Raw genomic sequence first — 26298 nt, 5'->3', positions numbered from 1 at the left:
ACCTCGTCCCGAGCCTTTGAGCAAACCATAGGCAGAATAACAGCCGCGTGTAAATCACTCACAGCGGATCACGGCAGCAGAACTGGCGACCTGTTGCCTTCTGCATACCTTCTCAGCACGGCAGGATAAAGTTTGTGTTCCCAGGCCAGCACGCGCTCCGCCAAAGATTCCGGCGTATCGCCATCTTCGACCCTGACTCGCGCCTGTCCCAGTATCGGTCCGTCATCCAGCGCGGCGGTGACTTCGTGCACCGAGCATCCATGCTCTGCGTCGCCCGCCGCGATAGCCCGGGCATGCGTGTCCAGACCTTTGTACTTCGGCAACAGTGAGGGGTGGATATTCAGCATTCTGCCCTGAAACTGTGAAACGAAATCGCCGGTCAGCACCCGCATGAATCCGGCGAGGCACACAATATCCGGCTGTGCTTCCTGCAAGGGTTTCAGCAGTTCGGCTTCGAAAGCGGCGCGATCGCCCTTGAATGGGCGGTGATCCACCACAGCGGTCGGAATGCCCCGATCCGTCGCCTTTTTCAACCCGTCGGCCTGCGCGTTATTGGCCAAAACCAGACAGGGCCGCGCCGGATGGTCGTCAGTCATACTGTCAACCAAAGACACCATGTTCGATCCGCCACCGGAAATCAGGATGGCGACGCGCTTATGGCTCACAGCAATTTCCCGGAATAGGACACACCGGACTGATCGGTAACGGTGCCAATGTGGGAAACGGCTTCTCCGGTCTCTGTCAGAAGGTTTGCCAAATCATCAGCACGGTCAGCGGCGCAGACAACGATCATGCCGATACCGCAGTTGAAAGTCTTGAGCATCTCGGCCTCGGCAATGCCGCCGACCTGAGCCATCCAGCCAAAGACCGGAGGTAGTGTCCACGAACTCAAATCGATTTCGGCACCCAGATCGTCGGGCAGAACCCGAGGCAGGTTTTCGGTCAGACCGCCGCCGGTAATATGGGCCAGCGCATGTACGCCCCCGGCCCGGATCGCCTGCAGTGCTTGTTTCACATAAAGCCGTGTCGGGGTCAGCAATGCCTCGCCCAACGACCCGTCACCAAACGGAGAATCTGCATCCCAGCCCAGGCCCGACATCTCGACCAGTTTGCGCACCAGCGAATACCCGTTGGAGTGCACCCCATTGGACGCCAGTCCCAGCAGAACATCGCCTTGCTGCACACCTGCCGGCAGATGCGCACCGCGTTCCATGGCACCGACCGAGAATCCGGCCAGATCGAAATCTCCTTCCGGATACATGCCTGGCATTTCCGCCGTCTCACCGCCGATCAGGGCACAGCCGGACTGAACGCAACCTTCAGCAATACCTTCGATGATCCGGGCGGCCGTATCGGTATCCAGCTTGCCGGTCGCAAAGTAGTCCAGGAAAAACAGCGGCTCGGCCCCCTGACAGATCAGGTCGTTGACGCACATGGCGACAAGATCGATGCCCACGCCGTCGACAACGCCAGTATCAATGGCAATCCGCAGTTTCGTTCCTACTCCGTCCGTGGCACCCACCAGGATCGGATCGGTGTATCCAGCGTCTTTCAGATCGAACAAGGCGCCAAACCCGCCCAGGCCGCTCATCACTCCAGAACGGTTGGTCCGCTTGGCCGCAGGTTTAATGCGGTCCACCAATGCGTTTCCCGCATCAATATCGACACCTGCGTCAGCATAGGTGATTCCGTTCTTGCCCGCTGTCATGGCCAACCCTTCCTGAATGCTATTCGCGCGGGTTATTCGATTGCGCCGCGCGTTGCAACGGTCAGGCGCAACAGGTGTGTCACTGAACGCCGCCGGATGTCGTGAACGCCAAGAATTTCAGATTGAGCACTGAACACTCTTGGCGTGCCGATAACATTGCTGTACGTAGCGCCTGTTCCTGGGGGATTAGCTCAATTGGTTAGAGCAGAGCGCTCATAACGCTTTGGTTGGGGGTTCAAGTCCCTCATCCCCTAGGAGAGTGGATTTCCCCATATTACGTTCAGGCACTGTTCGGGTGTTAGTTGGACAAGGAACAATAGATCCGATTCGCGGACCAGAATCATAACCTTAGCCAGTTGTGGCAAACCTTGTGCAGCGAGAGGGTGGATACCGGAAAAGTGGTGAGCCGTGCAGGACTCGAACCTGCTGCCTCCAAATTAGGAATTTGGCGCTCTATCCAGATGAGCTAACGGCCCTTGCCTCCCAAAGTAATTCGGGGAATGCCCGGACAATGTCAACGGTGTAACGCTTTTGCATTCACGACGACCGGCCAAGGCACTCAATTTGCTTTTAGCCGAAATATGAAACGAAGACCGAAAAGACAAAAATTTCTGGGTGTTCTTCCGGCGGAGCGCAGTTTGAACAAGCCGCACCGAAAACCCTCTGGAACAGTTGCCACGATTCGCGCCGGAACTGCCTTTACCGTCCAATAATGATATCCGCACACAGTCCGCCCAGTCGGCTGCTTTCGGCCAGCCGCAAAACGCCGCCATGCGCGCGGGCTATGTCGGCCACAATCGCCAGCCCCAATCCCACGCCGCTGCCCTTGTTTTGATTCCGGGACGGATCAAGCCGGGTGAAGGGCTTGACCGCCTCGGTGCGCTGTTCCGCAGGGATGCCGGGTCCGTCATCTTCGACCCTGACCCGCAACGACTTCTGCGTCAGGGTCAGACTGACCTCTGCCCTGTCGCCATAGCGAACCGCATTACCGATCAGATTTTCAACGGCGCGCCGAAATGCCGTCGGGCGCAACATCACGGTTCCTCCGCCTTCGACTGAAACCAATTCAACCGCAAGACCGGCGCGTTGTGCGTCGTCCACAATCTGCCGTAAAAGGATTTCCGGGTTCACTTCTTCCGGTGCGCCCTCGGCAGCGCCCCGCGAAAACTCCAAAAATGCATCCAGCAGCGATTGCATCTCGTCTACATCCTGCAATAGGGGCGCTGCTTCATCCTCGGGCAACATCGACAGACCCAGTTTCAGACGCGTCAACGGCGTTCTCAGGTCGTGGCTGACCCCCGACAACATCAGGGTACGTTGTTCCATCTGACGTTCGATCCGCGCGCGCATGTCCAGAAAGGCGCTTCCTGCCGCGCGGACTTCGGTGGCGCCTCCGGGTGAATACGGCACGACCCTGCCCCGCCCGAAGGCCTGGGCCGCGTTTGCCAGCCGGGTGATCGGTCGCAGCTGATTGCGCATGTACAGAAACGATATCGTTGTCATCACTATGGCGAAGAACACCATCGTCACAATCAACTGATGCGGTGTTGTAGGTGACAGACGGCGACGATCGAATGTCAGTTGTAGCAGTCCCAGGTCCGTATCCAGGTACAGCCGGGCTTCGTGACCGCTGGGAAGGGCCACAGCCGTCAGATTCGGAATCAACGCTCGCAATTCTGCTTCCACCTGAGGCGCGATGAAATCGTACCAGCGCCGCCTGCCGACATCGGGCTGTTCGTTCAGGTCAAGAAACCGAAGCTGCATTTCAAGCGTGGCCAGTTCGGGCCGTAACGCAGCCAACACCTGCTGCTGCGTTTCCGCGTGTTCAACGGCCTCGGTCACCAGCATCACTTCGCGCGACGTCGCGCGCGTCATCTGCGCGGTGACATCCTCCAGGTGTTTTTGCAGAAACGCGATTCCCACCACCAGCAGCAGGACAGCCACCGGCAGAACGATGATCAGGGCAGCCCGGGCGTACAGGCTGCGCGGCATATATGGTTTGAGCCAATGCGTTGACATGCGCTAAACCTAGCGAGCCGCACCGGCAAGAGAAAGAGCACATCGCCCATGCAAGCCCCTGACGATTTCGACCCGCCGACAGGACAGGCCGAGCAATTGCAACCCGGCCTCCGACGTATTGTGGCTCCAAACCCGTCACCGATGACGTATCGCGGGACCAATACCTATCTGCTGGGCTCATCAGGCGACGTCGCGGTTATCGACCCCGGCCCCCTCAGCGAACCGCATCTCGACGCCATTCTGGGCGCGCTGAACCCTGGGCAGAAGATCAGCCACATCTTTGTCACCCACAGCCATCTGGACCATTCTCCCCTCGCCGCTCCGTTGTCGGCCCGTACCGGTGCGCCGGTTCTGGCTTTTGGCGGCCCCGAGGCCGGGCGCAGCAACGTAATGCGCGAACTTGCGCAAAACGGCCTTGTTGGCGGTGGTGAAGGAATAGACGGGGATTTTCGCCCGCATGTCGAACTGGCAGACGGCGAAACCGTTGACGGCGACGGCTGGCAGGTCGAGGTTATTCATACGCCGGGCCATCTGGGAAACCACATCGCGCTCGCCTGGGGTGATGTGTGCTTTACAGCGGATCACGTGATGGGCTGGGCCAGTTCTCTGGTGTCTCCGCCGGACGGGGATCTGACCGATTTCATGGTCGCCTGTGAACGTCTTCGTGCCCGTGACTGGTCTGTCTTTCATGCGGGACATGGTGCACCCATTGCCGATCCCGCCGTCCGGCTGGACTGGCTGATCAGCCACCGAAGAAGCCGTGAAGCCCAGATACTGCAGACGCTCAGCCACAACCCCGGCACCGCCCGTGAGCTTGCCGCACGAATTTACACCGACACGCCAGAAGCACTTCTGCCGGCAGCCGAGCGGAATGTTTTTGCGCATCTTGTTGATCTTTGGGGAAAATCGCGCGTCCGTCCGACAGGAAAATTGTCGACCGACGCTTGTTTTCACAGGGTGGAATAAGTCGAAAAGAATTTTCGTTCTTCCGGTCGTTCTGCTCTGGACGGCGAAATCCGAGGTTGCTATACGGCCCTCAGTTCCGGCGTAGCTCAGCGGTAGAGCAGTTGACTGTTAATCAATTGGTCGTAGGTTCGATCCCTACCGCCGGAGCCAAATCTCCTCAAAGTTTCTGCCTCCTGTTTAAAGAACTTGCACTTCTTAAGAAGAATGTACGTCCTTGATGCCCATTCATTTCATTGCCAAGACTCCGGCGGCAACGAACAGGCAACGCCGCCATTCAGACAACAATCACCTGCTATCATTTTTTTGATAGCGCAAAACGGTAGTCAATGGATTCGAGACCAATCGATCATGGACGGCCTCAGAGCTGAAGATTGCAGCACCTTTCTGGAATAATCGGAATTAAGGATACCGATCGTTTACTGCGGCCTGTGAGGAGGGCTGCCTTGCGGACAAAACCACCTTTTGCCGCATCGTAGAGCTGAATTTGCAATCAAAGATCTGATGCCCGCATCAAGCGGAAGCTCATCGGGGCTAGAAACAGACCGATTCCTAGGGTCACGAGCCTTCAATCGAGAGGGGCTCCCAACCGCCATGAGTGTTTCACTACCGCCTGGTCGGCTGATCCTGACGTACTTTGGCATATATATCTCATTTTGTGACTCCCACAAAATGTGTAGCATTGACGTTATGGTTTGGTGCAATCCGGGATATTCTAATGTTCAAGTCACTTGTCTGTTCGGCAGTGTTCCTCGTGGGACTAGTTTCGACCGCATCCGCCCAAGACAGGCCCAATATCGTCTATTTTCTTGTCGACAACCTCGGCTATGGCGAGCTTGGTGCATATGGCGGCGGTATACTTCGCGGCGCCCATACTGAGCACCTGGATGCGCTTGCCGAAGAAGGCATGCAACTTATGAACTTTGCGCCAGAAACGCAGTGCACGCCGTCGCGTTCCGCCCTTATGACCGGGCGGTACTCAATACGATCAGGCAATCAGACTGTGGCTCTGGCCGGAAGCGAAGGCGGGCTTGTCACTTGGGAACGTACGCTTGCCGAACTCCTATCAGACATTGGGTACGCAACCTCGATCGTTGGCAAATGGCACATTGGCGCCTCGGAGGGGCGCTGGCCAACCGATCAGGGTTTCGATGAATGGATTGGGATTGCGCACAGCTACGACGAAGCCTTTTGGGCCGATGATCCATGGCATGACCCTGAAAGAGACCCCGTGGCCTATGTCATGGAGTCCATACGAGGAGAGGCACCACAGAACATTGAGGAACTCACCGTTCCTGTAAAACTCAGCCTCGACCGTGAATATCTTGATCGCTCGAAAGACTTTATTGATCGCAGCCTTGCCGCGGAAAACCCGTTCTTTCTTTATTTCAACCATACTCTGATGCACATGCCGGTTGCTCCGCGACCGGAATTCAAAGGCAAAACCGGTCATGGTGACTGGGCGGACAGCCTGGCCCAGCTTGATGCGGATTTTGCCGAGCTGATGGCATTTCTCGATGACAGGGGGCTGCGGGACAATACCATAGTTGTCTTCTCCGGAGACAATGGCCCCGGAGGAACTGGAGCCTGATCGCGGCCATCCCGGATTCTGGAACGGCACATACTTCACTGGCATGGAAGGATCGCTCAGGACGCCGGCAATGATCCGGTATCCCGGCGTCGTTCCCGAGGGGCTGAAATCGAACGAGATAGTTCACATCACCGATATGTTTACAACCCTGGCGCTATGGGCCGGCGCAGAAGTGCCTCAGGATCGTATCATAGACGGGGTGGATCAACGCGCATTCTTCGAAGGGTCCTCTGAATTCTCGGCCCGCGACGGCTTCCCCTACTGGATGGGTGACCGGATGTACGGCGTAAAATGGCGCAACTTCAAAGTCGTCCTCGTTCTACAGCGAACTTTCACGGATCCGGCGCTTGAGCTGGCCACGCCGCACATCATCAACCTCGACGTCGACCCGCAGGAGCGCGAACCCTTCAATTATCCATACCTGCATACATGGGTCATTGCACATGCCGCCCGCATTGCCACCGAATTCAAGAAAAGCCTGGATCGGGAAGAGCCGGTACCGGTCGAAGCGCCGTTGGATTTTGTTCCGTCGTCAAGGAGAGAATAGTCCAGAAGAACCGTCGCCAGATTGCGCTCTGGCGGCCAACTCGTTTTGGCCGGTTGTGTTACACGTACCGTTCAGCTGGCACCTAAACCACTGTAGAAAAGTATGTTTTCATGATTTGACCAGCCTATTTCCCGGGGCAGCTTTGCGGAACGCACAAGGCGCAAGGATTGTTCAGTAGGATATGTGATCGTTGGGCATTTTGACCCTCTGGGCGGGCTGGCCAAAAAGACTGCAGAATACTCAGAGCAACCTGATATCTGAAGGGCGGTAGAATACAAAATTTGAATGCCGTCTTTGGGCTTAACGAGGCCGTTGGCCGCGCCGTCAAGGAAAGTCCGCCTTGAGTCGCCGCCGTATCAGATCAGAGGATCTTGTACTTCACTCCTCAAAAAAACGTATTTGCATCTGGACCTCCGCTTTGCCTGTTGATACACGCAGCTCAGTTCCGGCGTAGCTCAGCGGTAGAGCAGTTGACTGTTAATCAATTGGTCGTAGGTTCGATCCCTACCGCCGGAGCCAAATTTCCAGAAAACCAAGAGCTTAACCGGTCAGCGCATTCGCGTGATCTGAACGCAAAATGCGTTTCATCACCTTGCCGGTTGCACTCAGTGGAAGGACGTCGACAAAGACGACCTTGTCCGGGATTTGCCACGAGGCGATTTTCCCATCAAAGAACGACAATATCTCGTCCGGCGCCGGATCCTGCCCTTCGGCGCGGACCGCCACAAGCAGCGGGCGCTCGCCCCATTTGGGGTGCGGTACGCCGACAACGGCGGCCGTGGCCAGTTGTGGATGTGCAACGGCGATGTTCTCCAGTTCGACCGAACTGATCCATTCGCCACCCGACTTGATGATGTCCTTGGACCGGTCGCGGATCGTCATGTATCCGTCCGCGTCCAGCGTGGCGACGTCTCCGGTCGCAAACCAGCCATCCTGCAATAGATCCTCGTCCTGCATCCGGAAATAGCTGTCCAGCACCCAATGCCCGCGCACCAACAGATCGCCCTGCGTCTTTCCGTCGTGCGGCAGATCGTTGCCTGCGTCATCCACGATTTTCAGCTCGACCCCAAACGGCGGGCGACCTTGATTTTCGCGCAACCTGTGCTGTTCTTCAACCGGTAGGTCACGGTGTTTTGCCAAAGCAACATTCGCGGTGCCCAGGGGGCTCATCTCGCTCATGCCCCAGGCGTGCACCGTGTCGACACCATAGGATTCCCTGAACGTTTCGATCATTGATGGCGGGCATGCGGCACCACCGATCACCGTACGGTTCAGACTGGCCAGTTTGCTGCCGGACTGTTCGGCATATGCCAGCAAACCCTGCCAGATCGTCGGCACACCCATGGCCAGCGTAACGCCATATTTGTCGATCAGCTTGACCAGCGCTTCCCCGTGCAGATCAGGGCCAGGCAGAACCATGCGTGATCCGGACATGGCACAGGCATAGGGCGACCCCCAGGCATTGACGTGAAACATCGGAACAACCGGCAGGACCACATCAACCGCCGAAAACCCGATGACATCCGTAGCGTTCGACGCAAAGCTGTGCAGCACCGTCGAACGATGGGAATACAGAACCCCCTTTGGGTTCCCGGTTGTTCCGGACGTGTAGCACAGGCCCGCAGCGGTATTTTCATCAAAGCTGGGCCAATCAAAGTCCGCCTTGCCGGTTTCCAGTAGCTCGTCATAGAACTGCAATCCTGGGATCTGCGACAGGGCATCCTGATTTCTCGGTCCCATCAGTACGTAGTGCTGTACTTCGGTCAGTTTGTCGCGCAGCGCCGCGACCAAGGGGATGAAGGTCGCGTCAAAGAACAGGACCCGATCCTTTGCGTGGTTGATGATGTATGTAAGCTGTTCGGGAAACAGGCGCGGGTTCACAGTATGGCAGACATACCCGGCCCCCGAAGTTGCATAGTAGATTTCCAGATGGCGGCGGTTGTTCCATGCAAGGGTACCAATCCGGTCCTGCGGCTGCAGGCCCAGTTGCGCAAGTGCGGACGCAAGCCGACGCGCATTTCGTGAAATCTCGTACCAGTTGGTCTGTGTGATGGTTCCATCGGTTTCTACCGAATGAATCTCGGTCTGTCCGTGATAGCGTTCCGCATGATCAATCAGCGACGAAATCAGCAATGGCTGCGTCATCATCTGTCCCAGCATGGGCATCCTCCCTTTGGCTGCGCCGCAGGAGGCCCGCAGCGCTGATCCCTGATCATCAATCTGCATCGGACCAAGTCTCGGCGGTCTGATCAGAGCGTCTCCCCCGAAAAATCCTGCCAATCATTTAATTGTCTGACAATAAAAGATTGTACAAAACCGCGCTAAGGGCGCCGGTGTTATTAGGGAATTCAGGCTCTGTGACGCAGGGCGTAGTCTACCAAGGCAGCGGTCGAAACGTCCTTTTCCGAAGCCTTTTCGTCGCCGTCGACGATTGGTCCCAGAGATGTGGCAAGCTCTTTGCCCAGCTCAACGCCCCATTGGTCGAACGAGTTGATGCCCAGCAAAATGCCCTCCACGAACACCCGATGTTCATAGAGTGCAATGATCTGGCCCAGCACAAACGGGGTCAGCTTTGGATAGATCAGCGTCGAGGATGGACGGTTTCCCGGAAACACGCGGTGACGCGCCTGCCGCTCCAGCTCATCGCCCTTCAACCCCTTGTCTGCCATCCGCGACCGCGCTTCGTCCAGCGAACGCCCGCGCATAAGCGCTTCGGATTGGGCAAGGCAATTGGCCAGCAAAAGGCGGTGGTGATGCGCCAGTTCAGGTTCGTGTCCTTCTGCGGCCACCATGAACTCGCACGGGATTATGTCGGTGCCCTGGTGGATCAGCTGATAAAAGGCGTGCTGTCCGTTTGTTCCCGGCTCTCCCCAGACAACCGGGCCAGACGGCACGGTCAACGGGCTGCCATCCATGGCGACCGACTTGCCGTTCGATTCCATTTCAAGCTGTTGGAAATAGGCCGGAAGACGCAGCAAACGCTGATCATAGGGCAAAACGGCGCGGCTGGGATAGCCCAGTACCTGACGGTGCCATACACCAACAAGCGCCAGCATCACCGGCATATTCTCGGACCACTCAGCCGACCGGAAATGCAGGTCCATTGCCTGACCGCCACGCAGGAACGCGTCAAAGGCGTTGGACCCGACGGCGATCATCACCGGCAGGCCAACTGGCCCCCAGACGGAATAGCGCCCGCCGACCCAGTCGGCGAAACCAAATACGCGGTCTTCGGGGATGCCAAAGGCCTGCGTCTTGTCAAGCGCGCTTGACACGGCGGCAAATTGACGGGTCGGGTCGCCGCCGCCGTCCAGCATCCAGGCGCGCGCTGTCCGGGCGTTGGTCATTGTTTCGATGGTCGTGAACGTCTTGGAGGCGACTATGACCAGCGTTCGCGTGGGATCCAGCTGGCGCAAAGTATCCGCAATATGCGCACCATCCACGTTCGAGACATAGTGCAGCCTTGGACCGTCATGGTATGGCGAAAGCGCATGGGTGGCCATGACGGGCCCCAGGTCGGATCCGCCGATCCCGATATTCACTACATCCGTAAAGCTGCCCCCTGCCCCAACGATCGAGCCACCGCGCACTTCTTCCGCAAAAACGCGCATCCGCTGCAATGTGTCCAGAACCTCTGGCATCACATCCTGACCATCGACCTCAACCGGCCCGCCATCCAGATTTCGCAGCGCGGTGTGAAGGACCGCGCGCCCTTCGGTCTGATTTATTTTTTCTCCGCCGAACATGGCGGTACGCTTGTCGGCCAGACCCGCAGAATCGCAAAGCTCGGTCAAGGCATCACGGATTTCGGAGTTGATCAGGGTTTTGGAGTAGTCGAACAGCAGATCCCCGGAAGATGCCGAAAACTGGTGCGCCCGGTCAGCGTCGCTGTCGAACAGGTCCAGAATGCTGTGATCCTTCACAGATGTTGCCAGTGATTTGAGGGTGTCCAACTGCATTGTCATCACTCCGCCCAGTGAACCGTCAAACCGCTCAGAACCGCGGCGATCGGCGCTTCTTCCGGCGGCAGTGACATTGCGCGTTCCAGCGCCTCGCGCTTGGATGCGCCATAGATGACCAGATGTTTGGACAGCGCCCCATCCAGTACCGGCGCGGTCAGGGTGATGCGCGCTTCGGGCTGAACTTCGGTGCGAGCCACCGCCAGCGTAGGTGCGTGGCTGCTCAGGGCTGCTTCAAGCCCGTCCATCCCGGGAAACAACGATGCCGTGTGCATGTCTTCGCCCATGCCCAGCACCAGAACCGACAGAGGCAGAACCGGGGCAAGCAGGCTTTCAATCTCGGGTAAAATCTCTTCGGGCGCCTTGCCGGGAACATAAAGCGGAAGATATTGCGCGACCGAGGCCCGGCTGGTCAGCAAACGCTCGCGAATGAGACGTTCGTTCGAGCGGTCGTGATCCCCCGGAACGCAGCGTTCATCCGTCGGCAGGACACATACCCGGTCCCACTCAAGATCGGCGGCGCAAAGCCCATCGAAGATCGGCCCCGGTGTCGTGCCCCCCGGAACAGCCAAAGACACCACGTCATGGTGCAGCAAGGCCGCCTCAAGATCCCCGGCCAACGCGTTTGCCACATCGATGGCCAGCATGTCGCGGTCTGCATATTCCTGAATATTCATGGCTTTATCCCTTGCCAGTGGCGACCATCTCTTTTCATCAGCTGCTCGGCGTCGCCCGGACCGGTGCTGCCTGTATCATAGGGTTTCGGCACGTCACCCCGCGCCTGCCACCCGGCAATGATCGGGTCGGTCCAGGCCCACGCGGCCTCGACCTCGTCCCCGCGCATGAACAGGGTCTGGTTGCCCCGGATCACGTCCATGACAAGCCGTTCATAAGCGTCCGGCGGGTCCTGATTTTCGGGGCCCAGAGCAACGGCAAAGCTCATGTCCAGCGGCACGTCGATCAGGCGCATCCCCCCCTGTCCCGGTTCCTTGATCGTAACCTTCAGCGTGATGCCCTCATTTGGCTGCAGCCGGATGGACAGTGCGTTGGCATGCCGCCCGGATTCCTCACCAAAGATCGAGTGCGGCGCATCCTTGAACTGCACATTGATCACCGAGGACCGCGCCACCAACCGCTTGCCTGTACGCATGTAGAACGGCGTCCCCGCCCAACGCCAATTGCTGATATGGGCCCGCAAGGCTACGTAGCTTTCCGTGGTCGAACGCGGGTTGCCCACAACGTCACGATAGCCAGGCATGCCGCCGCCTGCCGCAAATTGACCGCGCACGATGTGGTGCGGCTCAACCGGGTCCAGTGCACGAATGACTTTCAGTTTTTCATCCCGCACCGCGTCCGGGTCGAACTTGGCCGGCGGTTCCATCGCGATCAGGCACAGAAGCTGCATCAGATGGTTCTGCATCATATCACGCATTGCACCTGCGCGGTCATAATACTCCTCGCGGCCGTCTATGCCGACGGTCTCGGCAACGGTGATCTGGATGTGATCGACATACTGGCTGTTCCACAACGGTTCGAACAGCATGTTCCCAAAGCGGACAGCCATCAGGTTCTGAACCGTTTCCTTGCCCAGGTAGTGATCAATCCGATAGATTTGCCCTTCTTCGAAATGCGCCGCCAAAGTCGCATTCAGGGCCCGCGCACTGTCCAGATCATGCCCAAAGGGTTTTTCAACCACGATCCGCGTTTGCGATGTCGCCAGATCGTTGGATTTGATCCTCTCCGCCAACGGTCCAAACAATCTTGGCCCAACCGAAAAGTAAAAGGCGCGGATGCGGTCGGTTGTCAGTTTTTCCGCCAGCCGATCCCATCCCACTGTCGACACGGCATCCAGAGCGACATAATCGACACGTTGAAGGAAGCTTTCCAGCGCCGCTTCGTCCTGACAATGCCGGGACGCGTGCTGACGTAAAGATTCGGCCACGATATCGCGGAACCCCTGACGGTCATGATCCCCTCGTGCCGCGCCAATGATCTGAACATCGTCGGGCCATTGCCTTGCGCAGAACCTCCGGAACAACGCAGGAAGAATCTTGCGCTTTGCCAGATCGCCGGTTGCGCCGAAAATGACCAGATCGAACGGGTCCACAGGTATGACACGAGAAACCATGGGTTTTCCTTACCTTGCCCCTGACGGCATGTCCAATGTTAGCGCAATCAATCTTCAATTCTCGCAGGTCATCAAAACTCTGTCAGGACCGCCGCGTCATACTTAACTCTGCTGTCCTGAAAGGTTAAGTCATTCTGACGACTGCAAGGAACCGGATACGGGAATGAAAGACAACGCTGCCCAAATCGCCAATGCTGGAAAATTTCAGGACAAACTGATGACAGCAGATGGTCAGATTCGCGCCTCGGTAAAGCTGAGCAATCCCGAAACGCTTTGGTTCAACACCGGAACCCTATGCAATATCGAATGCGTGAACTGTTATATTGCCAGCAGTCCTACCAACGACGCTCTGGTCTATATCACCGCGGCGGAAGTGACCGATTTTCTGAAACAAATCAAATCCAGAAACTGGCCGGTCCGCGAAATTGGGTTCACTGGCGGCGAGCCGTTCATGAACCCTGAGATGATCGACATGACCCGTGCCGCCTTGGACCACGGGTTTGAGGTCCTGATCCTGACCAACGCCATGAAACCGATGATGCGCCGCAAGATGCGCGAGGGCCTGTTAGGTCTGCAACGTGACTTTGGCGACAAGCTGACATTGCGGGTCTCGGTCGATCACTTCCTGCCCGAACTGCACGACAAGGAACGCGGCACAGGAAGCTTTGGAAAAACCCAGACCGGGATGGAATGGCTGCGCGACAACGGGATCAAAATGGCGGTTGCCGGTCGTACGGTCTGGGGGGATACCGACACAGAAAGCCGCGCCGGCTATGCGGCGTTTTTTGCAGAGCATGGCTTTGACATCGACGCGCACGACCCTGGTCAAACTGTCCTGTTTCCCGAGATGGACGAAACCGCCGAAGTACCTGAAATCACGACCGCTTGTTGGGGCATACTGGACAAATCTCCCGACAGCGTCATGTGCGCCTCGTCCCGCATGGTGGTCAAACGCAAAGGCGCGGATCGTCCGGCGGTTCTGGCCTGCACCTTGCTACCCTATGAGGCTGAGTTCGAGATGGGGCCGACACTTGCAGACGCTGAGGCGGACGTGCACCTGAACCACCCCCATTGCGCCAAATTCTGCGTCCTGGGCGGCGCAAGCTGTTCCGCCTGAACCTCAGTTCAGTTCCGGGGATTTCCAGTATTTGGTTCCGGACGCCCCGGCAGACACGCGCCAGCCCTTTTTGCTGAGCACAAAGAACGAACGCCCCTCGGTGAACCGGACCGTCTCGCTTTTGCTGTCATCGCCGTACATGGCACCGGATTCAGCCGTCGCGTCGTATCCGTAGGCGATAAAGTGCTCCAGATCTGCGGGGGTCTCGAACAGGATGACGAACTTGGTTTCAAAACCACCGATGCCGATGGCCGCACCTACCCCACCTGTTCCCATATTCATGTAAGTGTGCTGACCTGTTTCTTTTGATACTGCCACTCCTCGGCCATATCCTGCGGAAACCGGAAAAACCGTGACTTTACGGGAATCAAACACCGCATAGCCTGCACTGATTTCATAAAGAAACGCCGCATCCGGGTTTTCCGCCAGTAACTGGGTCAGTACCGTTTCCGCCATAGCATCCAGCTTGGCGCGTGTTTCTTCCGGGGTGGCTTCGTTAGTCACCAGATCGGCGGTTGAATTGAGCGTCTCATCAACCGCGCCTGCGCCCTTCTTGAGTGTCCCGCCGACGGCTTCGGCCCCCTGACCGATGGCGTCCGCCGTGCTTTCAGCACCCTTTTTTATCTTGTCCAAAACTCCTTCGGACGATGCCGGCCCGCAAAACGTCAAACAGGCGGCAACCGCAATCATTACTCTCTGCATCAGGCTAATCCGTGTGTGATCCGAAGTCTGAAGCGCACCTTAACCGATACAACAGAAAATGACACAGGCAACATCAACAGCTGCCTTTCTGGTCCGTTTTCAGTTCACCCGAAATTCACCTACCATGTTACGCCATTCACCCGGTGCGATCATCTTGCGATGCGTGAACCGGACGGAATGAAGCGGCCCTTCGATTTCGCGTTGCCAAAAGTCAATGAAATCAAACAGCTTCGGGTGATCCGGCGCAAGATCGTAATCCTGCCAGATGAACGTATTCAGGACATGAATGTAGTCGGGCATGTGATAGAAGAATTCCGCTGTTGTCAGCCCGTACCCCTTTAACATCAGCTCCGTTTCACTTCGCTCCATGCAGACCTCCGATTTCTGTCAAGGTCTCTTCAGCATAGCATGCAAACCACCTAATCCTTACTTAACAATATGTTACTCTGATGTTACCGAGGTTATTCTTGCGCGATTACGCAGGTTGCTTGCACCTTATGTGCCGGGTCTGATAAGGTGCATCCACAAGATATAGACTCCGCACAAAGAACGGGCAGTTTACGTGAGCGATACGCCAGAAACCCCTGAAAACATGGACGAAACCCCACCGGCACGCCCCGCTTATGACGGCCCGACGGTGTCCATCGAATCCGAGATGCGCACGTCGTACCTCGATTATGCGATGTCCGTCATCGTCAGCCGTGCAATCCCCGATCTGCGCGACGGGCTGAAACCGGTCCACCGGCGTATCCTCTATGCGATGCACGAGACGGGGAACACGCACGACAAGGCATACCGCAAGTCCGCGCGTCCTGTTGGCGATGTGATGGGTAAGTACCACCCGCACGGTGACAGCGCGATCTATGACGCGCTGGTGCGGATGGCGCAGGATTTTTCGATGTCGCTGCCGCTTCTGGATGGTCAGGGCAACTTTGGATCGATGGACGGCGACAACCCGGCGGCCATGCGGTACACCGAAGTCCGAATGGACAAACCTGCTGCGTCGCTGCTGGCCGATATCGAAAAAGAGACGGTCGATTTTCAGGACAACTACGACGGCAAGGACAAGGAACCGACTGTCCTGCCCGCGCGCTTCCCGAACATGCTGGTCAACGGTGCCGGCGGTATTGCCGTTGGTATGGCGACCAACATCCCGCCACATAATCTGGGCGAAGTGGTCGATGCCACGCTGGCGCTGATCGACGATCCGGACCTGACCTCCGAGCAACTTATCGAATACGTCCCCGGTCCCGATTTCCCGACCGGCGGCGTGATGCTGGGCCGCTCCGGTGCGCGCAAAGCCTATCTGGAAGGCCGCGGCAGCGTCATCATACGCGCCAAGACCCGCGTCGAGGAGATCCGCAAAGACCGTTACGCCATTGTCGTGGACGAGATTCCCTATCAGGTGAACAAAGCTGCGATGATCGAAAAGATCGCCGAAGCCGTGCGTGAGAAACGCATAGAAGGCGTTGCTCATGTACAGGACGAGTCCGACCGCAACGGTGTACGCGTGGTGGTCGAGCTGAAGCGCGATGCAACGCCCGAAGTGGTTCTGAACCAGCTTTACCGGTTCTCGCCGATGCAAACCTCGTTCGGCTGCAACATGCTGGCGCTGAACGGTGGCCGCCCCGAGCAGTTGACCCTGCGCCGCTTCCTGACCTCGTTCATCGACTTCCGCGAAGATGTTGTCGCCCGCCGCACGGCATACGACCTGCGCAAGGCCCGCGAACGCAGCCATATCCTGTGTGGTCTGGCAGTGGCCGTTTCGAACGTGGACGAGGTGGTCGCCACGATCCGCTCATCCGCCGACGCCGCCGAGGCGCGCGAGAAGCTGATGACCCGCCGCTGGCCCGCTGCCGAAATCGAGGGCTACCTGCGCCTGATCGACGACCCTCTGTCAAGAATGAACGACGACGGCACCTATAACCTGACCGAAGTTCAGGCCCGTGCCATCCTCGAACTGCGCTTGCAGCGTCTGACTCAACTGGGCGTCAAAGAGGTCACGGACGAGCTGGAGCAACTGGCCGCCAAGATCAAGGAATACCTGGATATTCTGTCCTCGCGCGAGCGCATCATGGGCATCATCGGCGATGAGTTGCGCGAAGTGCGTGACCAGTTCGCCGTTCCACGCCGTACCGAGATCGTCGACTGGTCCGGCGACATGGAAGACGAAGACCTGATCGAGCGTGAAGACATGGTCGTGACCGTCACTTCGGGCGGGTACATCAAACGCACGCCGCTGGCCGATTTCCGCGCCCAGAAACGCGGCGGCAAGGGTCTTTCGGGTATGCAGACCAAGGAAGAGGACGTGGTTACCACCCTCTTCGTGGCGAATACCCACACGCAGCTGCTGTTCTTCACCACCGACGGGATGGTCTACAAGCTCAAGACCTGGCGTTTGCCGCAGTCCGGGCGCACCGGCAAGGGCAAGGCTATCGTCAACATCCTGCCGATCCCGACCGGCATCTCCATCGCGGCTATCATGCCGGTGGATGTCCCAGATGAAGAATGGGAAAACCTGCAGATCGTATTCGCCACCAGCGCCGGGGATGTACGCCGCAATGCGCTGAGCGATTTCACCAACGTCAAGCGCAACGGTAAAATTGCGATGGACCTGCCGGAAGGCGTGGAACTGGTGAATGCGCGCATCTGTTCGGAAGATGACGACGTGATGCTTGTCACCAATTCCGGCCGCGCGATCCGGTTCCAGACCACGGCTGTCCGGGTTTTCAAGGGCCGCAAGTCGACGGGTGTACGCGGCATCAAGCTGACCAACGGCGACCGGGTCGTTTCAATGTCGGTCATCCGCCATTTCGAGGCGACCTCGGACGAGCGTGCCGCTTACCTCAAAATGCGTCGCCTGATGGCCGGTGTGACCGATGAGGCCGAGGCCGACGAGGATGAAGGCAACGCCGACAGCGTTCTGCCTCAGGAGCGGTATGCCGAGATGTCGGCGGCCGAAAACCTGATCCTGACCATCACGACAGGCGGTTCGGGCAAGCTGAGCTCCAGCCATGATTATCCGGTTCGCGGGCGCGGTGGCGTGGGCGTTGCGGCCATGGACAAAGCCATGCGCGGTGGCGAACTGGTGGCTTCGTTCCCGGTTGAAATCGACGATCAGATCATGCTGGCCACCTCCAAGGGTCAATCAATCCGGGTGCCCGTCGATGGCATATCGTTCCGCTCTCGTTCAGCGGGCGGCGTGAAAGTGTTCAACACCGGGAAAGGCGAAGAAGTCGTCAGCGTTGCCTGGATTGCCGATCAGGGCGACGAAGAGACTGAAGAGTAAATTCTGCCGGGCCGCGCGATCATTCTCTGCGCGGCCCGACAGCAAAAAGCGTTTCTGTCTCGGTATCTTCCGACTAGAGTGACGCCATGTTCATCCTGATCGCCTGCCTGCTGCTTGTCTCTGGTTTCTTCGGCTATCGCTACTGGTCCAAACGGCAAACGCGGAACTCTCTGCTGGCGTCTCCTTTGTCCGATCACGAGCGTGCCGTGATCGCCGATCAGGTTCCCATGATCAGACGGCTCCCGGCACGGTTTCGGACCAAGCTGGAGGGCAAGGTCAACCTGTTTCTCGATCAGGTCGAGTTTTATGGCTGTGACGGCCTGGACGTGACCGAGGAGATGCAGCTTTCGATCGCGACGCAGGCCTGTCTGCTCGTGGTGAACAGTGATCTTTGGTATAACAATCTGACCACGATCCTGATTTATCCCAGCGCTTTCAAATCCCGTCAGAGCCGACGCAGCGGTTACGTCGTGACCGAAAAAGAAATTGTCCGCACCGGTGAAAGCTGGGACCGCGGGCCGGTTATCCTGTCTTGGGCGCATAGCCGTCAGGGTGCGATGGATGATCGTGACGGGCAGAATGTCGTATTGCACGAATTCGCCCACCAGATCGACGACCTGTCAGGCGGCACAAACGGCGTACCAGTCCTGAGCGAAGGTCAGAGCTTTGCCGAGTGGGAAAGCGTCTTCCTTACCGCTTTTGACGCCCATGTTCACGCGGTCGAGGCCGGGCGTCGCACCCTTATCGACCCTTATGGCGCCACAGGGCACGAAGAATTCTTCGCGGTTTCTGTCGAGGTGTTTTTCGAACGGCCCCAAGCTCTGAAACACGAGGTGCCGGATGTATACGAACAGTTGTCCAAACTGTTCCGTCTGGACCCGGTGACGTGGGGTTGAACTGCGGCCAGTCTGCGAAACCCCGGGCGCAGTTCTTTTTTTCACAATCCGTAAATCGATCCGAACTTTTCTTCCAGATAGGTCAACAGCGGCTCTGGACCCGGCTCCAAACCACTGGCGCGGGCGATGATTTCCCGCGGCGCATACAACCCGCCATGACGCTGCACATTTTCGCGCAGCCATCCGGTTGCACTCGATGTATCGCCCTTGGCAAGCTGCGCATTCAACCCCGGAACTGCGGCGCGTAAGGCCTGATGCAGACACCCTGCATACACATTGCCCAGCGAATAGGTCGGGAAGTACCCAAACAGTCCGATCGACCAGTGCACGTCCTGCAAACATCCGTTCGAGGGCTTGTCGACTGCGTAACCGAAATCGGCCTTGAACCGGTCGTTCCAGGCAGCCTCCAAGTCACTCACCTGCAGATCACCTGCCATCAGCGCACGTTCCAGATCAAAGCGCAGCATGATGTGCAGATTGTACTGCACCTCATCCGCTTCGGTCCGGATGTACCCGTTGTGGACGCGGTTGACGGTTGCATAAAACGCTTCCGCATCGGCGGGAATTCCAAAATCGCCGAAAACCTCGACCATCTGACCGAACAGCCAGCCCGTGAAGGCGCGCGAGCGGCCCAGCTGGTTCTCGTATATCCGGCTTTGGCTTTCATGCACGCCCATGGACACACCGCTGCCCAGCGGGGTCAGCAGATAGGCACTGTCAATGCCCTGTTCATACGCGGCGTGGCCAACCTCGTGAATCGTTGAGTAGAAACAATTGAACGGGTCGGTCTCGCTGGTCCGCGTGGTAATCCGCACATCCAGACCAGAGCCCGAGCTGAACGGATGCACCGCCTTGTCCACGCGGCCGTTGTTCAGGTCATAGCCGAAGGCTACAGCCAGCTGTTGCGACAGTTTCATCTGCGACGCTTCATCAAATCTTCCGCTCAGCGCAGCCGGTTCCGTCCGGTCCAGAACCGCAGCACGCAGGGCAACCAGCCGCGGGCGCATCTCATCAAAGATCGCGGCGATCTGGGCACCCGTCGTATAGGGCTCATAATCCTCGACCATCGCGTCATAGATGGCGCCGCCCTGCGCCAGGGCCTCACCTTCCTGACGTTTCAGCGAGACGACCTCAGCCAGAACCGGAAGAAAGGCCGATACATCTTCATCCGCACGAGCCTGCGCCCATTTCCCCTGCGCCGCGGATGTCACGCGGGCAATTGCCGTCGCCAGATCAGCCGGCACCTTGACCGCACGTTCATAAGCACGGCGAATTTCGCGCAGCTGGGCCTTGCCGATCTCGTCCTGAGGCGCGGCCTGATCCAGCCAATCGGCCACCCGCGGGTCGGACCGGCGGGCATGCAGAACCGCCTCGATCGCCGCCATTTCCTCGGCCCGTTGAGGGGCAGCCCCACGCGGCATGACTGTTTCCTGATCCCAACCCAAACGCCCGGCAATCTGTCCCAGGGCCGAGGTTTCGCGCTGAAAAGCCATCAGGTCATTGAATGCAGTCATGTAAGTCACGCTCCGCGTAGTGAAGTTGCGATGGGATAGGCCGTCAGGAAACGCGCACGCAGGATCAGCGTCCAAACCACAACGGCCATGAACTGATGGAATATGGCGATCTGCCATGGCGCCCCGTAGACCACCGTCAGGATTCCCACGACCACTTGCAGCGACAAGGCCGCAAAGGCCGCATTGAATGCAAATCGGGTCTGGAGATGCGCGCTGGTTCCGCCACGACGCCAAACGACAACCGCAAACGCAAACAGAAGATAACCGGCGCAGCGATGGATGAACTGTACCAGCCCCGGGCTTTCGAAGAAGTTCCGCCAGATCGGTTCCAACATTGTTGCGTCAGGCGGCAAAAGCTGCCCGCCGATCAACGGCCAGTCAGTATAGGATCGACCGGCGTCGATCCCCGCAACCAGGGCGCCAATGAGTATTTGCAAAAAGGCGAAATGCATCAGACCGGTTGAGAGAGAAAACAGCTTTGCCTCTTTCGCGCGGCGGGCCTGCATCAGGTCGCGCTCCTCCCGGCCCAGCAGAAGGATGTACCAGGCGAGGAACCCTAAAATCACGAAGGCCAGCCCCAGGTGTACTGCCAGCCGATAGCTGGCGACGGCCGTCATCCCTTCGCCCTGGGTCACGCCCGAGGCGACCATCCACCAGCCAACTGCACCCTGAACGCCACCCAATGCGCCGGGGATCAGCAATCGTCCGGTCCAGCCGGTCGGTATCTTGCGCGTCACCAAGAAGCCCAGCAACCCGAGCGCCCAGACCAGACCGATCACGCGGCCCAGCTGCCGATGACCCCATTCCCACCAGTAGATCGACTTGAAATCATCGAGTTCCATCCACTGGTTCTGAATGCGCCATTGATCGATCTGCTTGTATTTGTCGAACTCGGCCTGCCAGTCGGCCTCGGACATCGGCGGGATGGCTCCGGTAACAGGGCGCCATTCGGTGATCGACAATCCGCTGTCGGTCAGCCGCGTCAGCCCGCCTACGGCGATCATGATCACGACCAGGGCAAACAGGCTCATCAGCCAGACACGAATGGCCCCGCGCGCGCCGCCCCGGCCCCGGTCGATCATCCCCGGCTGCACCGCCTTTTGTTGTTCGGTGTCCGAGACTTCTTCGAAGATGCTGCGCTTGCCGCTCATGCCGTCCTCATGCCTTTGATTTTCACGCAAGCTAGGGCTACCGGAGTGTAAGGTCCAGCCTCAGCCCTTTTCCTTCCAGCGGACCATCTGCCGCATGACACCGTGCAACATCTGCACATCTGCCCGTGTCATGTTCATCCGCGACCAAAGATTGCGCAGGTTCACCTTCATCCCATCGGCCTTCTCAGGCGGATAAAAGAAACCCGCGGCCTCAAGCCGGTCTTCGAAATGTTCGGCCAGTTTCTCAACCTCGATCCCTGTCGCCCAGTCGCCCTTGCCCAGATCGGTGGTCTCATGCACCACGTCTCCGGTCTGGCGCATCCACTCGTAAGCGGTCAGCAGCACGCACTGCCCGAGGTTCAGCGAGGCGTATTCGGGGTTCACAGGAACCGAAATGATGGCGTTTGCCTTCGCAATATCCTCATTCTCAAGCCCTGCGCGTTCCGGTCCGAACAGAACCGCAACCTTTTGACCGGCCGCGACTTTTTCGGCGGCCAGTTGCATGGCGCGCTCGGGGCTGTAAACCGGTTTGGTCAACCCGCGCTGACGGGCCGTGGTGGCAAAGACAAAGGTGCTGTCCTCAAGCGCTCCGGCCAGGTCGTCGAACAGCTGCGCCTCATCCAGCAGCCGCCCCGCTCCACTGGACATGGCCACTGCCTTGGGGTTGGGCCAGCCGTCCCGGGGGGCCACGATACGCATCCGATCCAGACCGAAATTCCACATCGCGCGAGCGGCTGCGCCGATGTTTTCACCCATCTGCGGGCGGACAAGCACGAATGAGGGCTGGGATTTGTCGCTGGGCATGGCTTACTCCGAAAGTTCCGCCCGCTCTAATACCCTGTCACCGACGAGGCAAGCCAATCACCTTGTTCTGCTCTCAAATACCCGCTTGGCAGGCATAAAAGTTTGCTTCCCCCGCTCAATCCGCTAAACCCCGCCAAAGACAGAAATCCGAAGGACGCGCCAATGGACACCACCGAGCAGCCGCAGATCTACCTGATCACACCGCCGGCCATCGAACTGAGCCGATTCCCTGAAAGACTGGCGCGCGTTCTGGACAGCACAGAAATCGCGTGCATCCGCTTGGCGCTGGCGGGCAATGACGAAGATGCAATCGCACGCGCGGCCGATGCCTGCCGTGAAGTCGCCCATGCGCGGGACGTGGCGCTGGTGATTTCAAACCACGTTCTGTTGGCGCAACGTCTTGGTCTGGACGGGGTGCATCTGGATGACGCCGCCCGTTCCGTGCGGTCCGCCCGTAAGGAACTGGGGGCAGATGCGATCGTCGGAAGCTTTTGCGGAGCTTCCAGCCATGACGGCATGACCGCCGGTGAAGCCGGGGCGGACTATGTCGCCTTCGGGCCGGTTGGAACAGACAAGCTTGGCGACGGCACGCGCGCCGAAGAAGATCTGTTTCAGTGGTGGTCCGAGATGATCGAAGTTCCGGTTGTGGCCGAAGGCGGTCTGACGGCTGAACTGATTGGCAGTCTGGCCACCTGCACCGACTTTTTTGGGATCGGCGACGAAATCTGGGCGGGTGATGATCCTGTCGCAGCGCTGACCGCTTTATTGGCGCCACTTTCCTAGAAAGGCAGGAAGGGCCGAACAAAGGTATAGGCTCCGAAGCCGGCAATCACGAGGGATAGCAGAACCGAAATCCGAAGCCTGAGCCGGATCGATCTGCGGGAAACCGCCAGTGCCAATGCAAATACCACGGCAGCGGCCGAGACCGGCACGGTCAACGCGCCCAGACCAAAGCCCAGAACCGCCGGTGCCAGCCGATCCGGCGGTACTCCGACCGCCGTCAAAGCGAAGGCCTGGCTTAAACCGATCAGACCACCCACCAGAGCAACAGTCAGCAAACGCAGAAAGCCCGGTCGCCGGACTGTAACGTTCCACACACCTAGCACCACGGTTGCTGCGGGCATGAGATACGGCACCCAGGCAATGGGGATCGCGACAAGCTGTAACGTGCCCAATATCAGACCAACCGCCGTGGCCAGCGCGAAAGCAGAAAGCTGCCATAAGGCCGCCGACACCCAAAGGGCGTGCAGCACCAGCAGCAACGCAATCAGGATAACCGGCAGCCCGTCTGTCGTGGCATACACGATTCCGTTGGAGAAATAGGCCTTCAGGGTTTGACCCGGGTCCAGACCGGCCCCACCGCGCAGCGGAATCAGAGGGCTTGCCTCGCCCGCCACAAGATACCCGGTATAAGGCGCATCCACCCCCTGCTGCCTGAGGACCATCGGCCCGTGACCTTCCGGCCAGGTCAGCTGCAGGCTGGACGCGCCGGGTGGAAAAGCCCCGGCCAGCAGAACCCGTGAAATCCTTGGCACCTCAGGGTCTCCGGCCACAGGAACGCGGGAACCTTCGTAGGACAGCGTGACGGGTCCACCTGCCAACACGTTCATGGACGGCGACCAGCCTTTAATGAACTGCTTTATGTGCGGCTCAAGTTCCGAAGACGCCAAGCGGCGAAGTCTTCTGTACTCACCTGAAACGGGCGACGGATCCGCCGAAGGGTTAATCCCGGCGACGAATGCCTCGGCATTCATGCTGATTTCCAGAAACAATGTGCCCTGATTGATCCGAAAATCTACTACTGTCGGTTTCGCCGTCTGAGCTGATGCGTTGCCGACTGCGATCCAGAAAACCAAAGGAGCAACAAGAAGAAGTACAGGGCGGGTTTTGAATAACGCTCTGACAATGCGGCTCATTTGCTTCAATCCAACATGAACATGAATACCGACAACATATCCTTCGATTGTTCTGCCGATAACACGCGATGGCAAGCCAAAACGGCAGGCCGCGCCAGGAATTCCCATTGGCGTTAACGTTCTGACTTGCACGGATCACGGGGCTGCGGCATGACAACGGCATGACTCAGACCAGTGAAATTTTATGTATCGGGTCCGTCCTGTGGGACGTGATCGGACGATCCGCCAGCGTCATGCGTCAGGGCTCGGATGTTCCGGGGCGGATTACCCGACTGCCTGGTGGCGTGGCGATGAACATCGCAATGACGCTGGTCCGCTTTGGTATGACCCCAACCTTGTTGACCGCCATTGGCCGTGATCCCGAAGGTGACGAGCTTGTGCACGCCTGTGCACGCCTTGGGATGGTGACAGACCATATCTACCGCTCGCAGGATTTGCCGACAGACCGGTACATGGCGGTCGAAGGTGCAAACGGTCTGATTGCCGCAATCGCGGATGCCCACTCTCTCGAAGCCGCCGGAGCCAAGATCCTGCGCCCCCTGATGCATGGGCCATTGGGGCGCGAGAATACGCCATTCGAAGGTCCGGTTGCGCTGGACGGGAACCTGACGCAAGACCTGCTGGAGGAGATCGCGCAAAGTCCGGCGTTCTCTCGCGCTGACCTGCGCGTTGCCCCTGCATCACCCGGCAAGGCCGAGCGCCTTCTGCCTTTCCTCAAACACGCCCGCGCGACGCTTTACGTCAACCTCGAAGAAGCCGGACTGCTGTGTCAGCGCGAGTTCGAGGATTCCGAAAGCGCTGCCCAGGGCCTGCTGGATCGGGGCGCGCTACGGGTTTTGGTAACGGATGGCGGCAACTCGGCCACTGTCGGATCGGCCGATGGCATCCAGACCCAGAAACCCCCGTCCGTATTGGTTACGCGCGTGACCGGCGCGGGTGATACTTTCATGGCGGCCCATATTGCCGCTGAAGCAAATGGCGCAGATAGCGACGCGGCCCTGACCCGCGCTTTGCACGCCGCCGCAACTTATGTTTCCGGAGAAACCCCACTGTGATCGACATCCAATACTCAGCCGAGGTCCGCGCCGCCAAAGACGCAGGCCAGCCCATCGTCGCGCTTGAAAGCACAATCATCACCCACGGAATGCCCTACCCGCAGAACATCGAGGTCGCCTCACAGGTCGAACAAGATATTCGCGACGCAGGGGCGGTTCCCGCCACCATGGCTGTGATCAGGGGCAAACTACATGTTGGGCTGGAACCTGACCAGTTGCAGGATCTGGGCAAGGCGCAGGGTGTCGCCAAAATATCGCGTGCCGACATGGCCGCCTGCATCTCGACCGGCGGCACCGGTGCGACAACCGTTGCTGCGACGATGATCGCCGCTCATTACGCGGGGATCGAGGTTTTTGCCACCGGTGGCATCGGTGGCGTGCATCAGGGGGCCGAAACCTCGTTCGATATTTCCGCCGACCTGCATGAGCTTGCCCAGACGCCGGTGACAGTCGTGGCCGCGGGCGCCAAGGCCATTCTGGATCTGGCCAAAACGCTCGAGGTTCTGGAAACACTGGGCGTTCCGGTGATTGCCCATGGTCAGGATGAATTCCCGGCCTTCTGGTCAGCCAAATCACCCTATGCCGCGCCTTTGCGCATGGACAGCCCGGAAGAGATCGCAAAGGCCCACTCAACCCGCCGCGCCCTTGGCCTGCCCGGGGGACAACTTGTTGCAAACCCGATCCCCGAGACCGACCAGATCCCGGCCGATGAACTGGCACCGATTATCGCATCAGCCCAATCCGACGCCGAGACACACCGGATCACAGGAAAAGGCGTCACTCCTTATCTTCTGCAGCGTATATTCGAGCAGACCATGGGCCGATCCCTGACGGCCAATATCGCGCTTGTTCGCAACAACGCCCGCCTTGCCGCCGGCATCGCAACGGCTTTGACCCGCAACGCCGCCTGACACCGTCCCTATTGCACCATCACGCCAG

The 26298-nt window shown here is 58.6% G+C and carries 22 protein-coding genes and 4 tRNA genes; 12 read left to right on the top strand and 14 right to left on the bottom strand.

Annotated features, from left to right (window positions below; translation table 11 throughout):
- Positions 1–68: 68 nt before the first annotated feature.
- A complete protein-coding gene (gene purN / locus ACR0J8_RS04680) occupies positions 69–665 on the bottom strand; it encodes a phosphoribosylglycinamide formyltransferase (RefSeq protein WP_480522362.1) in 597 nt (198 codons plus the stop codon).
- Entirely contained in the window at positions 662–1708 is a 1047-nt protein-coding gene (gene purM / locus ACR0J8_RS04675) for a phosphoribosylformylglycinamidine cyclo-ligase (protein ID WP_480888945.1), read from the bottom strand. Before purM ends, purN begins: the two co-directional genes overlap by 4 nt.
- Positions 1709–1888: 180 nt before the next feature.
- Between purM and ACR0J8_RS04670 the strand changes: the two genes are divergently transcribed.
- Positions 1889–1962 (top strand) — tRNA-Met (locus ACR0J8_RS04670).
- Positions 1963–2107: 145 nt separating this feature from the next.
- Here the strand turns inward: ACR0J8_RS04670 and ACR0J8_RS04665 are convergent.
- Both ACR0J8_RS04665 and ACR0J8_RS04660 read right to left on the bottom strand, forming a co-directional pair.
- Positions 2108–2184 (bottom strand) — tRNA-Arg (locus tag ACR0J8_RS04665).
- Between the two features lie 223 nt (positions 2185–2407).
- A complete protein-coding gene (locus ACR0J8_RS04660; RefSeq protein WP_480522364.1) occupies positions 2408–3727 on the bottom strand; it encodes an ATP-binding protein in 1320 nt (439 codons plus the stop codon).
- A 48-nt stretch (positions 3728–3775) separates the two neighbouring features.
- Between ACR0J8_RS04660 and ACR0J8_RS04655 the strand changes: the two genes are divergently transcribed.
- From ACR0J8_RS04655 to ACR0J8_RS04635, 5 genes are all read left to right on the top strand, one after another.
- Positions 3776–4693: an MBL fold metallo-hydrolase gene (locus ACR0J8_RS04655; RefSeq protein WP_480522365.1), complete on the top strand. Its 918-nt coding sequence runs from the start codon at positions 3776–3778 to the stop codon at positions 4691–4693.
- Positions 4694–4768: 75 nt separating this feature from the next.
- Positions 4769–4843, top strand: a tRNA-Asn gene (locus ACR0J8_RS04650).
- A gap of 565 nt (positions 4844–5408) precedes the next feature.
- Entirely contained in the window at positions 5409–6281 is an 873-nt protein-coding gene (locus ACR0J8_RS04645) for a sulfatase-like hydrolase/transferase (RefSeq protein WP_480888943.1), read from the top strand.
- Complete coding sequence (locus ACR0J8_RS04640) at positions 6256–6828, top strand: alkaline phosphatase family protein (protein ID WP_480888941.1); 573 nt, start codon at positions 6256–6258, stop codon at positions 6826–6828. The genes ACR0J8_RS04645 and ACR0J8_RS04640 overlap by 26 nt, the downstream gene beginning before the upstream one ends.
- Positions 6829–7272: 444 nt before the next feature.
- Positions 7273–7347: transfer RNA gene (locus ACR0J8_RS04635), tRNA-Asn, on the top strand.
- A 21-nt stretch (positions 7348–7368) separates the two neighbouring features.
- On the opposite strand, the gene ACR0J8_RS04630 is transcribed toward ACR0J8_RS04635, so the two are convergent.
- The 4 genes from ACR0J8_RS04630 to zwf all read right to left on the bottom strand — a co-directional run bounded on the left by ACR0J8_RS04630 (position 7369) and on the right by zwf (position 12915).
- Entirely contained in the window at positions 7369–8988 is a 1620-nt protein-coding gene (locus tag ACR0J8_RS04630) for a long-chain-fatty-acid--CoA ligase (RefSeq protein ID WP_480522367.1), read from the bottom strand.
- Positions 8989–9176: 188 nt separating this feature from the next.
- Entirely contained in the window at positions 9177–10787 is a 1611-nt protein-coding gene (gene pgi, locus ACR0J8_RS04625; protein WP_480522368.1) for a glucose-6-phosphate isomerase, read from the bottom strand.
- A 5-nt stretch (positions 10788–10792) separates the two neighbouring features.
- Positions 10793–11464: a 6-phosphogluconolactonase gene (pgl, locus tag ACR0J8_RS04620; protein ID WP_321252732.1), complete on the bottom strand. Its 672-nt coding sequence runs from the start codon at positions 11462–11464 to the stop codon at positions 10793–10795.
- The gene (gene zwf, locus ACR0J8_RS04615) at positions 11461–12915 is read right to left on the bottom strand and encodes a glucose-6-phosphate dehydrogenase (RefSeq protein WP_480522369.1); all 1455 of its coding nucleotides are present in this window, start codon (positions 12913–12915) and stop codon (positions 11461–11463) included. The genes pgl and zwf overlap by 4 nt, the downstream gene beginning before the upstream one ends.
- A 163-nt stretch (positions 12916–13078) precedes the next feature.
- Here zwf and ACR0J8_RS04610 point away from each other — a divergent pair, with 163 nt between their 5' ends.
- The gene (locus ACR0J8_RS04610) at positions 13079–14032 is read left to right on the top strand and encodes a radical SAM protein (protein WP_480490047.1); all 954 of its coding nucleotides are present in this window, start codon (positions 13079–13081) and stop codon (positions 14030–14032) included.
- 3 nt (positions 14033–14035) lie between these two features.
- Here ACR0J8_RS04610 and ACR0J8_RS04605 read toward each other — a convergent pair whose 3' ends face one another.
- Both ACR0J8_RS04605 and ACR0J8_RS04600 read right to left on the bottom strand, forming a co-directional pair.
- Positions 14036–14734 carry a hypothetical protein gene (locus ACR0J8_RS04605; RefSeq protein ID WP_170610838.1) on the bottom strand — a complete coding sequence of 233 codons (699 nt, stop codon included), beginning with the start codon at positions 14732–14734 and terminating at the stop codon, positions 14036–14038.
- A 99-nt stretch (positions 14735–14833) separates the two neighbouring features.
- Positions 14834–15103, bottom strand: a complete 270-nt coding sequence (locus tag ACR0J8_RS04600; protein ID WP_170610835.1) for an usg protein — start codon at positions 15101–15103, stop codon at positions 14834–14836.
- Between the two features lie 193 nt (positions 15104–15296).
- Here ACR0J8_RS04600 and gyrA point away from each other — a divergent pair, with 193 nt between their 5' ends.
- Positions 15297–18023: a DNA gyrase subunit A gene (gene gyrA / locus ACR0J8_RS04595; RefSeq protein WP_480888938.1), complete on the top strand. Its 2727-nt coding sequence runs from the start codon at positions 15297–15299 to the stop codon at positions 18021–18023.
- 86 nt (positions 18024–18109) lie between these two features.
- Entirely contained in the window at positions 18110–18919 is an 810-nt protein-coding gene (locus ACR0J8_RS04590; protein ID WP_480522371.1) for a M90 family metallopeptidase, read from the top strand.
- Positions 18920–18960: 41 nt separating this feature from the next.
- Here ACR0J8_RS04590 and ACR0J8_RS04585 read toward each other — a convergent pair whose 3' ends face one another.
- The 3 genes from ACR0J8_RS04585 to ACR0J8_RS04575 are packed head-to-tail and all read right to left on the bottom strand — an operon-like array spanning position 18961 to position 22388.
- On the bottom strand, positions 18961–20433 hold the full coding sequence (locus ACR0J8_RS04585) for a carboxypeptidase M32 (RefSeq protein ID WP_480522372.1): 1473 nt from the start codon (positions 20431–20433) through the stop codon (positions 18961–18963).
- A gap of 5 nt (positions 20434–20438) precedes the next feature.
- Entirely contained in the window at positions 20439–21584 is a 1146-nt protein-coding gene (gene ctaA, locus ACR0J8_RS04580) for a heme A synthase (RefSeq protein WP_480522373.1), read from the bottom strand.
- Positions 21585–21644: 60 nt separating this feature from the next.
- Positions 21645–22388 (bottom strand): RNA methyltransferase, encoded by a 744-nt coding sequence (locus tag ACR0J8_RS04575; protein ID WP_480522374.1) that lies wholly within the window; start codon positions 22386–22388, stop codon positions 21645–21647.
- A 162-nt stretch (positions 22389–22550) separates the two neighbouring features.
- Here ACR0J8_RS04575 and ACR0J8_RS04570 point away from each other — a divergent pair, with 162 nt between their 5' ends.
- Entirely contained in the window at positions 22551–23171 is a 621-nt protein-coding gene (locus ACR0J8_RS04570) for a thiamine phosphate synthase (protein ID WP_480522375.1), read from the top strand.
- Here ACR0J8_RS04570 and ACR0J8_RS04565 read toward each other — a convergent pair.
- On the bottom strand, positions 23168–24304 hold the full coding sequence (locus ACR0J8_RS04565; RefSeq protein WP_480888934.1) for a HupE/UreJ family protein: 1137 nt from the start codon (positions 24302–24304) through the stop codon (positions 23168–23170). The genes ACR0J8_RS04570 and ACR0J8_RS04565 overlap by 4 nt on opposite strands.
- A 161-nt stretch (positions 24305–24465) precedes the next feature.
- Between ACR0J8_RS04565 and ACR0J8_RS04560 the strand changes: the two genes are divergently transcribed.
- Entirely contained in the window at positions 24466–25359 is an 894-nt protein-coding gene (locus ACR0J8_RS04560) for a PfkB family carbohydrate kinase (RefSeq protein ID WP_480522377.1), read from the top strand.
- Positions 25356–26270 (top strand): pseudouridine-5'-phosphate glycosidase, encoded by a 915-nt coding sequence (locus ACR0J8_RS04555; RefSeq protein WP_480522378.1) that lies wholly within the window; start codon positions 25356–25358, stop codon positions 26268–26270. The genes ACR0J8_RS04560 and ACR0J8_RS04555 overlap by 4 nt, the downstream gene beginning before the upstream one ends.
- Positions 26271–26298 lie beyond the last annotated feature (28 nt).

It is taken from the genome of Ruegeria sp. N11, assembly GCF_056531525.1.
This window is presented reverse-complemented; position numbering and strand designations above follow the sequence as displayed.

Coding starts and splice junctions, on each gene's coding strand:
- ctaA (WP_480522373.1), bottom strand. CDS start 21,584: ATGAGCGGCAAGCGCAGCATCTTCGAAGAAGTCTCGGACACCGAACAA.
- ACR0J8_RS04655 (WP_480522365.1), top strand. CDS start 3,776: ATGCAAGCCCCTGACGATTTCGACCCGCCGACAGGACAGGCCGAGCAA.
- purM (WP_480888945.1), bottom strand. CDS start 1,708: ATGACAGCGGGCAAGAACGGAATCACCTATGCTGACGCAGGTGTCGAT.
- ACR0J8_RS04575 (WP_480522374.1), bottom strand. CDS start 22,388: ATGCCCAGCGACAAATCCCAGCCCTCATTCGTGCTTGTCCGCCCGCAG.
- ACR0J8_RS04645 (WP_480888943.1), top strand. CDS start 5,409: ATGTTCAAGTCACTTGTCTGTTCGGCAGTGTTCCTCGTGGGACTAGTT.
- ACR0J8_RS04640 (WP_480888941.1), top strand. CDS start 6,256: ATGGCCCCGGAGGAACTGGAGCCTGATCGCGGCCATCCCGGATTCTGG.
- zwf (WP_480522369.1), bottom strand. CDS start 12,915: ATGGTTTCTCGTGTCATACCTGTGGACCCGTTCGATCTGGTCATTTTC.
- ACR0J8_RS04560 (WP_480522377.1), top strand. CDS start 24,466: ATGACTCAGACCAGTGAAATTTTATGTATCGGGTCCGTCCTGTGGGAC.
- ACR0J8_RS04630 (WP_480522367.1), bottom strand. CDS start 8,988: ATGCTGGGACAGATGATGACGCAGCCATTGCTGATTTCGTCGCTGATT.
- ACR0J8_RS04565 (WP_480888934.1), bottom strand. CDS start 24,304: ATGAGCCGCATTGTCAGAGCGTTATTCAAAACCCGCCCTGTACTTCTT.
- pgi (WP_480522368.1), bottom strand. CDS start 10,787: ATGCAGTTGGACACCCTCAAATCACTGGCAACATCTGTGAAGGATCAC.
- ACR0J8_RS04600 (WP_170610835.1), bottom strand. CDS start 15,103: ATGGAGCGAAGTGAAACGGAGCTGATGTTAAAGGGGTACGGGCTGACA.
- pgl (WP_321252732.1), bottom strand. CDS start 11,464: ATGAATATTCAGGAATATGCAGACCGCGACATGCTGGCCATCGATGTG.
- ACR0J8_RS04570 (WP_480522375.1), top strand. CDS start 22,551: ATGGACACCACCGAGCAGCCGCAGATCTACCTGATCACACCGCCGGCC.
- ACR0J8_RS04660 (WP_480522364.1), bottom strand. CDS start 3,727: ATGTCAACGCATTGGCTCAAACCATATATGCCGCGCAGCCTGTACGCC.
- ACR0J8_RS04585 (WP_480522372.1), bottom strand. CDS start 20,433: ATGACTGCATTCAATGACCTGATGGCTTTTCAGCGCGAAACCTCGGCC.
- ACR0J8_RS04610 (WP_480490047.1), top strand. CDS start 13,079: ATGAAAGACAACGCTGCCCAAATCGCCAATGCTGGAAAATTTCAGGAC.
- ACR0J8_RS04590 (WP_480522371.1), top strand. CDS start 18,110: ATGTTCATCCTGATCGCCTGCCTGCTGCTTGTCTCTGGTTTCTTCGGC.
- ACR0J8_RS04605 (WP_170610838.1), bottom strand. CDS start 14,734: ATGCAGAGAGTAATGATTGCGGTTGCCGCCTGTTTGACGTTTTGCGGG.